The organism is Spartinivicinus ruber (assembly GCF_011009015.1).
Taxonomy (GTDB): Bacteria; Pseudomonadota; Gammaproteobacteria; order Pseudomonadales; family Zooshikellaceae; genus Spartinivicinus; species Spartinivicinus ruber.
Window position 1 is genome coordinate 3,187,845 of the sequence record NZ_CP048878.1, and the last position, 11,797, is coordinate 3,199,641.

9 protein-coding genes are annotated in these 11,797 nt (G+C 44.6%); all 9 read left to right on the top strand.

Going from position 1 to position 11,797, the window contains the following annotated elements; all coding sequences use genetic code 11:
- Positions 1–220: 220 nt before the first annotated feature.
- Entirely contained in the window at positions 221–2,917 is a 2,697-nt protein-coding gene (locus tag G4Y78_RS14810; RefSeq protein WP_163833758.1) for a cation-transporting P-type ATPase, read from the top strand.
- Between the two features lie 240 nt (positions 2,918–3,157).
- Entirely contained in the window at positions 3,158–4,270 is a 1,113-nt protein-coding gene (locus G4Y78_RS14815) for an HlyD family secretion protein (protein ID WP_163833759.1), read from the top strand.
- Positions 4,249–6,054, top strand: a complete 1,806-nt coding sequence (locus G4Y78_RS14820; protein ID WP_163833760.1) for an ATP-binding cassette domain-containing protein — start codon at positions 4,249–4,251, stop codon at positions 6,052–6,054. The genes G4Y78_RS14815 and G4Y78_RS14820 overlap by 22 nt, the downstream gene beginning before the upstream one ends.
- Positions 6,051–7,205, top strand: coding sequence for an ABC transporter permease (locus G4Y78_RS14825; protein ID WP_163833761.1), 1,155 nt, complete (start codon positions 6,051–6,053; stop codon positions 7,203–7,205). The genes G4Y78_RS14820 and G4Y78_RS14825 overlap by 4 nt, the downstream gene beginning before the upstream one ends.
- The gene (locus tag G4Y78_RS14830) at positions 7,202–8,350 is read left to right on the top strand and encodes an ABC transporter permease (protein WP_163833762.1); all 1,149 of its coding nucleotides are present in this window, start codon (positions 7,202–7,204) and stop codon (positions 8,348–8,350) included. The genes G4Y78_RS14825 and G4Y78_RS14830 overlap by 4 nt, the downstream gene beginning before the upstream one ends.
- A 21-nt stretch (positions 8,351–8,371) precedes the next feature.
- Positions 8,372–9,271, top strand: a complete 900-nt coding sequence (gene nhaR, locus G4Y78_RS14835) for a transcriptional activator NhaR (protein ID WP_163833763.1) — start codon at positions 8,372–8,374, stop codon at positions 9,269–9,271.
- Positions 9,272–9,352: 81 nt separating this feature from the next.
- Positions 9,353–9,709, top strand: a complete 357-nt coding sequence (locus G4Y78_RS14840) for a DUF7352 domain-containing protein (protein ID WP_163833764.1) — start codon at positions 9,353–9,355, stop codon at positions 9,707–9,709.
- Positions 9,710–9,823: 114 nt separating this feature from the next.
- On the top strand, positions 9,824–10,789 hold the full coding sequence (locus tag G4Y78_RS14845; RefSeq protein WP_163833765.1) for a calcium/sodium antiporter: 966 nt from the start codon (positions 9,824–9,826) through the stop codon (positions 10,787–10,789).
- A 25-nt stretch (positions 10,790–10,814) separates the two neighbouring features.
- Positions 10,815–11,768 carry a universal stress protein gene (locus G4Y78_RS14850; protein WP_163833766.1) on the top strand — a complete coding sequence of 318 codons (954 nt, stop codon included), beginning with the start codon at positions 10,815–10,817 and terminating at the stop codon, positions 11,766–11,768.
- Positions 11,769–11,797: the final 29 nt, after the last annotated feature.

Genomic DNA, 11,797 nt, shown 5'->3' on the forward strand with positions numbered 1-11,797 from the left:
ATACCTAATTATAGACAGTTAACGACAACTCAAATCTTATTATTGCTATTTCCCAGGATTTTTTAGCGTTCGGAAGTGCTGTCCACGGTTGGTTTAAAAGAAGTGTGGACAGAATGAGTTAGGTCAACCCTACTCTACGACAGCTACTGTACTATGATTTCACTGGGTGAATGCTGCCACTGATTCATAACTTCTGAAATACAATTCAAGGGAAAGATAGATGTCTCCACGACAAAACTGGTGGCATTGTTCAACATCTGATGTCATTTCATTACTGAGTAGTAATGAACAGGAAGGCTTGTCTCAACAAGAAGTCCAAAAACGTCTGGCAAACTATGGCTCTAACAAACTGCCAGAAGCTGAACAACGGAGCTGGTTCAGTCGTCTGTTGGCTCAATTTAACAATGCACTTATTTATGTGTTAATCGTTTCAGCCATTATTACTGCTCTGCTCCAACATTGGCTGGATACAGCAGTGATTCTGGGTGTAGTCATTATAAATGCGTTAATTGGAGTCATTCAGGAAGGTAAAGCTGAAAAAGCCTTAAATGCCATTCGTGCCCTGCTCTCTCCTCAAGCCTTAGTTCGCCGGAACAGTGAAACCCATATTATTGAAGCCTCTGATTTAGTTCCTGGGGATATTGTGTTATTACAACCAGGCGACAAAATCCCTGCTGATTTACGTCTACTTAAAGTACGGGAACTCCATATTGATGAAGCCATTTTAACGGGGGAATCCCAGGCAGCGGTCAAGTCCGATCAACCAGATACTGCTACCGCCCCACTGGCGGAACGATTCTCAATGGCTTATTCAGGGACCCTAGTCACCTCGGGTAATGGCGTAGGAATTGTCACCAATACAGGGGTTAATACAGAAATTGGCCGGATCAGCGGCCTAATGGGCGAGGTGGAATCCATATCTACCCCATTGCTCCGTCAGGTGGCCCGATTTGCTGGATGGCTTTCTGCTGCCACTATTTTATTGGCGGCAGCCACCTTTTGTTTTGGTTGGTTATGGCGCCATTACAGTGCCACTGAAATGTTCATTGCCGCAGTTGGTCTTGCGGTAGCGGCTATCCCCGAAGGGCTACCGGCCATTCTCACGATCACCCTGGCAATCGGAGTCCAACGGATGGCAAATCGCCACGCCATTATTCGTCAATTACCCGCGGTAGAAACCTTGGGCTCTGTTACTGTCATTTGCTCCGATAAAACAGGCACCTTAACCCGCAACGAAATGACCGTGACCGATGTGGTATTACGGGGAGAAACCTACTCAGTATCAGGAGTAGGTTATGAGCCGGAAGGCTCCATTGGTCAAGCAGGCATGCAGGTTGATACTAACCATCACCCTGACCTGGATTTAATGATGAGTGCCTGTTTGCTTTGCAATGATGCCACTTTGCAACGGCATAACCAGCACTGGCAAATCAGTGGCGACCCAACCGAAGCGGCATTGATTACCTTGGCTTATAAATACGGGCTTATCAGCAACAACGAAAAATCAGACAAACCTCGGCTGGATGAGATCCCTTTTGCTTCAGAAAGCCGTTTTATGGCCACGCTTCACCATGACCATCATGGACACTATTTTGCGATCATTAAAGGAGCCCCTGAAAAACTAATTGAGATGTGCAGTCATCAACGTTTGAACGGCGAAGATCAACCCTTTGATTCAAGCTGGTGGCTTACTCAGGCCAATGAACTGGCTAATAATGGTAAACGGGTATTAGCGCTGGCCTACCACCAATTCACCTCTCACCCCAATGAACTTACCTTAACTGATATTAGTGAGGGGCTGGCCATGGTGGGGTTGGTCGGAATGGTAGATCCTCCCCGTCCTGAAGCCATTCAAGCTGTCGCATTGGCCCAGTCGGCAGGAATCCAGGTCAAAATGATCACTGGTGACCATACCGCTACCGCTGCCGCAATTGGTCGACAGATGCAGATTGGACTGAATAGTGACCCTGTCACGGGCAGTGACTTAGAACAGCTATCTGATCAGGCATTACAGCAACTAGTTCAAGAACGGGATGTGTTTGCCCGTACTAGCCCTGAACATAAATTAAAACTGGTAAAAGCCTTACAAACCCAAGGCCATGTGGTGGCAATGACCGGAGATGGGGTCAATGATGCTCCTGCTCTCAAACGGGCTGAAGTGGGGATTGCCATGGGCTGTAAAGGTACAGAGGCAGCCAAACAGGCGTCCCGCATCGTACTGGCTGATGACAACTTTGCATCCATTGTCGATGCAGTCGAAGAAGGCCGGGTAGTTTACGATAATTTGAAAAAAGGCATTATGTTTGTGCTACCTACCAGTGGTGGTGAGGCTTTGAGTATTTTAGCGGCTATCGCTTTAGGGGTGGTATTACCGATTACCCCTGTACAGATTTTATGGATTAACATGGTTACTGCTATCACTCTAGCGATGACCTTAGGATTTGAACCAGCTGAAACCGATGTAATGAAGCGCCCACCCCGTAAACCCGATGAACCTTTATTGTCGAAACTGCTGATATGGCGCACCTGTTTTGTTTCTCTATTAATGGTGGTGACTAGTTTTGGAATGTACCTCTGGTATAGACAATCCGGGCATGCATTAAATGAATCTAGAACCATTGCGGTAAATGTGCTGGTTTTTTGTGAAATATTTTATTTACTGAATACGCGCGTGTTACAGCTGCCTGCTCTGTCCTGGCGGAGCTTAACCAGCAACCGTTATTTGTGGGTCGCTATCGCTGTCTTACTACTATTGCAAATAGCATTTACTTACAGCGGCTATTTTCAATATTTATTTCAAACTAGTGGGCTGACATTAATAAGCTGGCTGCATATCTTAGGTGGCACTATATTATTTTTTATCGTTGTTGAAATAGAAAAATATCTAATACGAAAATTTACTTTATCCCTACACTAATCAGGTTTTGCCTTTTTTGATTTATATTTGGGGCTCTTTTAACCACACTTGTTTTACATCACTCACTTTATAAAAAAATGCCAACCCCTAATTAAAATAGTTATCATTGATTTTAATCATTAAACAACGATATAACAGATAAGATAATAATCACATTATTTTTAACGTTGAGTGATGCTGTCAACGTTAACTAAGAGGAAAAGTAAGGTATTCAACGACAACAAAAATAAAGGATTGAATATGGGAGATATTGCCCAGCGCATTCGGCCTGGCTGGTTATTACTGGTGGTCATCTTATTAGTGGCTGGCACCTTTAGCTGGGAAATATGGAAAAAACAGCATAAACAAGCCGAAGGATTAGTGTTTGCTAATGGACGTATTGAAGGCGAAAGCATGTACTTGGGTAGTAAGCTGAGTGGCCGAATCAAAACCTTACCAGTTCAAGAAGGTGATACCATCCAAGCCGGTCAAATCTTAGCCACACTGGAAGATCAGGCTTTGTTGGCTAAGCTGGAACAGGCTAAATCGACTGAGCTTTCTGCTCAGGCACAATTGGCCAATGTACAAATCCAGCTGGAAATATTACAACAGCAGGTTCCCCTCAATATTGCTCGGGCTCAAGCGGAAGTCGAACGAACTCAGGAAGCGGTACAGGCAGCCAAAGCTAACCTACATCAAACTAAAGTGGATGCTGAGCGTTATTCTCAGCTGGCCAAAGAAGGCACCATTGATACTCAAAAAGCAGAACAGGCGGTGTTAGCTCACACCATGGCTAAAAGTAAACTCACTGATGCTAACAGTGACAGGAAAGAAGCACAGAACATGCTGGAAGATGCTCAATTAGGCAAATTACGAATCAAAGCCCAGCAACATGCCCTGGAGGCAGCCAGAGATAACCTCAAGACTACACAAGCCGCTGTGATTGAAGCTCAAAGTTATGTGGATGATTTACAAATCACAGCCCCCGCTAATGGCGTTATAGTGAGTCGTAGTATCAATTTGGGCGAAATAGTGAGTGCAGGTACTCCTTTATTTGAAGTGGTAGACCTTAACCAGCTATTCCTTAAAGCTTACATTCCCGAGCGCGTTATTGGTCAGGTCCATCTTGGCCAGGAGGCGCAAATTTACCTTGATGCACTGGTTGAGCCGATCCCTGCCAAAATTAATTATATTGCTAGCAAGGCAGAATTTACTCCTCGAGAAGTACAAACAGTCGAAGAGCGCACCAAGTTGGTTTATGCGGTTAAATTGCAATTAGCCAGTAATCCTCTCCAACGAGTAGTACCTGGTTTGCCTGGGGATGCAGCCATTCGGGTGGAGCCTTCGGCCCAGTGGCAACGCCCCAAGTGGTAGCCATGACTGATTCATCACTGGATGCAGAGCCACTGGTAAAGGTGGCAGGCTTAACTAAACACTACCGCAAAACCCAAGCTTTGGATGGAGTAAACCTCTCCATTCCCCTCGGTGGTTTCTTTGGGGTGATTGGTCCCGACGGAGCAGGTAAAAGCACCTTACTGAAAATCCTGGCTGGGGTGCTGCAGTATGAACAGGGCAACGTGTCCATATTTGGTCACTCAATTGCTACCAATAAAGCAGCAGAGCAAATCAAACCACGACTGGGATTCATGCCCCAAGGGCTCGGGCTAAATTTGTACCCTACTTTATCAGTAGACGAGAACATTGAATTTTTCGCTCGAATTCGAGGGGTTAAAGGAGAGGTCTTAACGCAACGTAAACAACAGTTACTGGCGTTAACCCGCTTGGCAAAATTCCGCAAACGGTCGATGGGTAAACTCTCAGGGGGGATGAAGCAAAAACTCGGCCTGATTTGCACCTTGATTCATAACCCAGAACTACTGATATTGGATGAGCCCACTACAGGTGTAGATCCAGTGTCCCGTCGGGACTTTTGGAGCATTCTAACTGAGCTGCTTAAAAGTCAGACGTTGACGGTCATTGTTGCAACAGCCTACATGGATGAAGCCAGTCGCTTCCATCACCTGGCGCTGATGGATCAGAGCAAGGTGCTATTCCAAGGCGATTTGGACCAGGTTTTACATCAGGCAGCTGTTAAACCCAATCAAGTTAAACACGGTCAACCACCTTTGGAGCTGGCATTCAGCCGCCTCACTGGTCAACAGGATCAAGTCACTTTTCACTGGCCTATAAGCAACACTGAGCGGAATAATCACTTTGATACGGCCATTCATGCAGACAACCTCAATAAATATTTTGGTGATTTTTGTGCCGTGAATGCCGTTAATTTACATGTCCCAAAAGGCCGTATTTTTGGTTTATTGGGGGCTAACGGGGCTGGTAAAACCACGGTAATCAAAATGCTGACCGGTTTATTGAAAGCTTCTTCAGGTAAAGCGGCCATTGCAGGGATTAATATCAAACGCAGCCGACGCATTCGCCAAAATATCGGTTATATGTCCCAAGCATTTTCCCTTTATCAAGACCTGAAGGTGCTTGAAAACGTTCAGTTATATGGAGGAATTTATGGACTACGTGGGCGCTACTTGGCTGAGCGGGTCAATTGGGTGTTGGCTGTTTCAGAGCTAAATCGCCATCAACAGGTCATGACAACCGAACTGCCTATGGGACTCAGACAACGGCTGGCACTTGGCTGTGCGTTGATTCATGAGCCTTCAGTCCTGTTTTTGGATGAGCCAACCTCGGGCGTTGACCCTCAGGGACGAGAACGGTTTTGGCAACTGCTTCGTCATCTAGTCGATACCCAGGGCGTTACCATACTGATTACCACCCATTATATGACCGAAGCCGAATACTGTGACCAGGTGGCATTAATGCATGCTGGGCGGGTCATAGCGGATGCTTCACCAAGCCAGCTCAAACAACAATTAACAGAAGAGGCTGGCAAATTACTGTTGCTGACCCCTTCCCAGCCGATGGAAGCGCTGGCATTACTGGAGCATCAGGTAACGACCAATGTGGCCTTGTATGGTCGGGATTTGCATATTTTCGCCGGCAAGCAGGAAGCCGCGTTGCGACAGCAGCTTGCAGCGGTTTTTCAGGACCACCAGATTACGATGAAACCACCCGTTGAGGTGGAGCCCAGCATGGAAGATGTCTTTGTTTACCGGATGCTGCAGGAAGAGCGACTACAAGCATGAAGATGGAACGGATTATGGCTCTGGCCACTAAAGAAGCCAGGGAAATCTGGCGGGATAAGCTCTATCTGGCAATGGGGTTTGTGGTACCGATTATGATGATGATGGTACTAGGGTATGGGCTCAGCTTTGATGTGGAGCGAATTCCCTTTGCTATTCTGGATCAAGATCAGTCGCCGAAAAGCCGTGAGTTTGCAGCAAAATTGACTGATTCCCGCTATTTTTCACTGGTTCGCTATATTGACCATAGTGACCAGGCTAATGACTTGTTAGCCCGCAGTCAGGCCCGACTGATATTAATTATTCCCCCAGATTTTTCCCGGCAACTAAATGCCGGACGCCCTGTGGCGGTACAAACATTAATTGATGGCATTTTCCCCTTTCGTGCAGATACGACCCGAGGCTATGTACAAGCCATCACCAACGCTTTTAATCAAACCTTATTACAGCAATGGTTAGCCCGAAATGAGGGAATCCATCCAGAGGTGGTGGCAAATCGTTTCACTCCTGTTCAGTTACAGCCTCGCTACCTCTATAACCAAGCTATTCGCAGTGAGTGGTCATTGGCCCCAGGATTAATGATGCTGATTTTAAATATTATGCCTGCGTTTCTTACTGCTCTGAGTGTGGTCAGGGAAAAAGAGAGTGGCAGTATTTACAACCTTTATGCCTCCAGCATTAGCCGCGGGGAATTTATTGTCGGCAAGCTACTACCCATTTTGGCCATCAGTATCATTAATATTCTGATTTTATGGCTGATGGTTACTCAACTCTTTAATGCTCCATTTAAAGGCGAAGCTATTACCTTTTTTGCTATTTCCGTTGTTTATGTGATTTGTACGGCTAGTGTTGGAATGCTGGTATCTATCCTGGTGCAAACCCAGGTAGCAGCGATTCTAGTGACCATGGTCGTGACTTTGGTGCCTGGTATGTTGTATTCGGGGTTAATGGTCCCAGTCAACTCCATGAGTGGCGATGCCCGCATTGCCGCAGCCATTCTCCCTGCCCATCATTATTTGAACATCATTTGGGATATCTTCCTCAAGAATCTACCCCTTACCCGTTTGTTAGCTGATCTAGCAGCCATCATCATGTTTGCTGTGGTGCTCTGGACCATTGGTTTCTGGCGATTCAGTAAGAGGCCTAAACGATGACCCCTGCGTCTTTATGGTACTACCGGTTATGGGTGATGACCCGTAAAGAACTGCTTCAGTTGGGGCGGGATAAAGTCATTCTTGCAGTACTGGTTTGGTTTTTTCTTGGCGAAGTCTATATGGCTGCCAGTGGTATCTCCATGCAGTTACGCCATGCCAGCTTTGTGGTGATGGATAACAGCAATACCCCTGCTTCCCGGGAATTGATCAGCCGGTTTCAGGAGCCCTACTTTACCTTTAAAGGTCGGGTTACTTCGCCAGAACAAGGCCTGGCTCTACTGGATCAGGGTAAAGTGATGGCCATGCTGGATATCCCCGCCGACTTGGAAAGCCGCTTGCTCCGGGGGGAAGTGAGTAATGTGCAACTACAAATGGATACTACAAACACCATTCTCGGTACCCTGGCCAGCAGTTATGCCGCTCAAATTGTTGCCAGTTTTGCCCAAGAGCAAGCCTTGCAGCTACAGCAATTACCCCCTCGTCAAATGGAAGCAATGCCTAGCATCGAAAATCGAACCCGGGTCTGGTACAACCCCAACCAGCGAGACCCCTGGTTCATGGGAATCAGCGAAATGATGACAGTAATAACCATGCTGTCACTGATGTTACCAGCAGCGGCCATGGTCAGAGAAAAAGAGCGAGGAACCATTGAACAGTTGGCAGTATCTCCATTAACCCCGTTTCAAATTCTGTTACCAAAAATTCTAGCCATGGGCTTGGCCCTGTTAATTGGTGTGACCGCTTGTATTACCTTTATTTTGATCTGGCAATTTGACTTACCCTTTGTCGGTAGCCCCTTGCTATTTCTTCTGCTGACAGCCTTATTTATTTTCGCCACCTCAGGTATGAGTTTATTTATTGCTACCATTGCTCGGAATTTAGGGCAGGTAGTGATGTTGGTCATCCTAATCTTAATGCCTATTCTATTGCTATCCGGCGCCTGGACTCCACCTGAAGCCATGCCAGACTGGCTACGCCACCTGATGTGGTTATCACCGTTGTATTACTACATTGAAATGGGCTATGGAGTACTATTAAAGGGGGCTGATTTAATTGACTTGCTACCCAATATTATTGGCTTAACTCTGTTAGGCACAGTGATTTTTTTATTTGGGATATGGCGTTTTTTTCGTCAATTTGAATAACTTTTATTTTATAACCAGTCAATGCCAAACACACTTAACTATAAACATTTGTATTATTTTTGGGTGATTGCTCGTGAAGGCTCACTTGTTAATGCCAGCAAGACGCTTAATTTAGCCCCACAAACTTTGAGCGGTCAGCTAGCAACTTTAGAAGAGTCATTCGGTGGGCTTCTGTTTAATCGGCAAGGGAGGCAGCTTACCCTGACCTATTTGGGGAAAACAGTCTTACGTTATGCTGATCAAATGTTTCAAGTCGCAGAAGAGCTGAAACAAGTTGCTGCGATGGTGACTAGCCGGCGCTCCATTCAGCTATCCGTGGGAATATGTACCTCTATTCATAAGCTGGTGGCTTATCAATTACTGGAGCCTGCACTGTCGATTGACCAAGAAGTCGCCTTGACATGTAAGAGTGGCTCACTGGATTATTTGATGCAGCAGCTCGAAAGTCATCACCTTGATATTGTACTCAGTGACCAACTGCCGCCGCCCAAATCAGATAGATTAATGCACTGGTATGAGCTAGGTCAGTCAACCATCAGTATCTTTGCTGCGTCAGCGCTGGCTGAAAGGTTGCGTGATAACTTCCCTTTTAGCCTGGATAAACAACCCATTTTAGCAGCAACCTTTAACTCCCCTTACTTTCAACAGTTGATGCAATGGTTTGGACAACAAGGGGTTAAGCCTATCATTCGTGCTGAAGTGGATGATAGTGCTTTGATTAAAGTATTTGGTGCCCATGGTCTGGGAGCTTTTGCTGCTCCAACAGTGATTACTGATGAAGTATGTCGGCAATACCAAGTTGAACTGGTGGCTAATATTGATGCAATCCAAGAAAGACTATTTGCCATTACCCGCTCTCGCTTTGCCAGCCATCCCGCTGTAGAAGCCATTTGCAAGCAATATATCGAAAAAACCGTATGATAAAGACGGCTTAATCTGCTTTTCTCGATCCTAATTCTGAACCAAACTCAACTTGAGCATAACCAATAGGAGGATCGAGTAATGAAAACGATACATAAATATCCATTGCAAGAGGGAATTAACACCTTAACCCTGAAGCAAGGTTTTCGCATTGTCCGATCAGAATACCTGCTAATAGAAAAAGCTGTTTATTTATGGATTGAAGAGCCGTTAGCTGTTGCGACGCCTGAATGTAGTTGCCAGTTTAAAGTTGTCAAAACCGGGGAGCCTATCCCTGAACTTTATGAATACCTTGATACGGCATTAGATACCTTAGGACCAGAAGCGTATCATGTTTACAAACTACCAGCTCAAGAAAAACAATATCAATTAAGTGAAGTGTTTCAACCACCTCGAAAAATCAATCAGGCTGCATTAGCCTTGTTACGACAGTATTAATTGCACTTTGCTTAGGTGAAAGACAGGTCATCAAGCAGTTTAAGCAATACAAGTATTGTACTTCTCCTGTCTTGGTGACCTGATATTACTAATAATTAATTGAAGTGGTAGATAATGATACTATTTACTATTGCCATTATCATAGGTTTATTATTATTGGTTTGGAGTGCTGACCGATTTGTTTTTGGCGCAGCCACTATCGCGCATCGCTTTAATGTTTCACCATTATTAATCGGCATTACCATTGTCTCCATTGGTACATCCGCACCTGAGATAGTTGTCTCAACCATGGCTGGGTTGAGTGGAGCTGGATCACTGGCGGTTGGTAATGCCTTAGGCTCTAACATCGCCAATATTGGCCTGGTGCTTGGTGTTACGGCACTAATCTCCCCTATTTTATTAGAAAAAGGGTTAATTAAGCGGGAATTACCTCTGTTATTAATAGTGACTTTAGTAACAGGGTATTTATTATATGATCATAAGCTAGCGGTGATTGATAGTATTATTCTACTACTGTTTTTGCTTATTACTCTTTATGTTGTCTGCTACAAAAATAGTCAGGATTCGCAAGCTGATAATGATGTTATTAATCAAGCGGAAGCTACCACAACCCCTTTATGGAAAACGATTGGTTGGTTTTTGGTAGGGTTAATTATTTTATTATTGAGTGCCAGACTTCTCGTTTGGGGAGCAATGAATATTGCTACCAGTTTAGGGGTTAGCGAATTGGTGATTGGACTCACTGTTGTTGCTATTGGCACCAGCTTACCTGAATTAGCGGCATCTGTTGCTAGTGCTGTTAAAGGGCATCATGGTATGGCAATCGGGAATATTGTTGGCTCTAATCTATTTAACTTACTGGCCGTGATGCCTATTCCTGGATTAATTGCAACCACCTGGGTTGAACCTGGTGTCTTTAGCCGAGACTACTCCGTATTATTGCTCAGCACCCTTATTTTGCTTGTTATTACTGGTTTTTTTAAGCAAAAAAAAAGTTTAGGTCGTTTTGCAGGATGCTTTTTAGTGGTGGGTTACAGTAGTTATTTACTGTGGTTATACCAAACACATCAAGCCGTATGAAAAAGCAAATTAAGAGGACTTTGCTATGAATATCAATAAAATATTAATACCGTTAGCTCCTAGCCAAATGCTAAATGATCAATTTCACCAAATATTAAAAGTAGCTAATCAAAATAGTGCTGCTGTGACATTATTTTCAGTTGTGGAAGATATAACCGCTACCCGGATGGCTAAATATGTACCGATAGAACTCGCTAAAGAATTAATGGATGGCATTTTAGAAAAACAAGAGCAGCAACTATTAGACTATGTGGCTAACTTAGAAATTCGTTATCCTGAAATTAAATTTGATGTCAAAGTCAAATCAGGTATTGCTTTTCTAGAAATTATCCTTTTCTCAGTGAAGTATCAGTATGATTTAATTGCCATCGACGCTAATCGTGGGCATAAACAATATGCCGCTCAGTCAGGTAGCACAACCCGTCATTTAATGCGTAAATCCCCCATACCGGTTTGGACAACCGCACGAAATGCTGAGCCACAAGCAAAGCATATAGTCGCAGCGGTTGACTTAGCTGCCCCTACGCCTGAAGGCACTGAGTTGAATAGCCTAGTGCTAAGCTTTGCTGCCTATCTTGCACGTTCTCTCGATGCAAAACTGCATATTTTTCATGCCTGGCAACTGCCTGGTGAATCCTATTTTCGCAGTTGGGGGCGATTTCAAGAAAACGACATTCACAGGTATGCAGATGTTGAGTTAAAAGATAGGGAATTGGCAATGCAAACACTGATTAATCGATTAGCCATACAAGATTTATCGCCTGAGATTGCACTGGTTGAAGGTGAACCTGAAACCCAACTGCCTGTTTACATAACAGACAATGAAATTGATTTGTTAGTAATGGGCACACTATGTCGTACAGGCATCGCCGGCTTCATAATCGGCAATAGAGCAGAAAGTATTTTGGATACAGTCACCTGTCCTGTCATTACTTTGAAGCCAAAAACATTTAATTCTCCAGTAATGCAGACAGAGTAAAATTATTCTTAGCTCATTGTATTATTTGG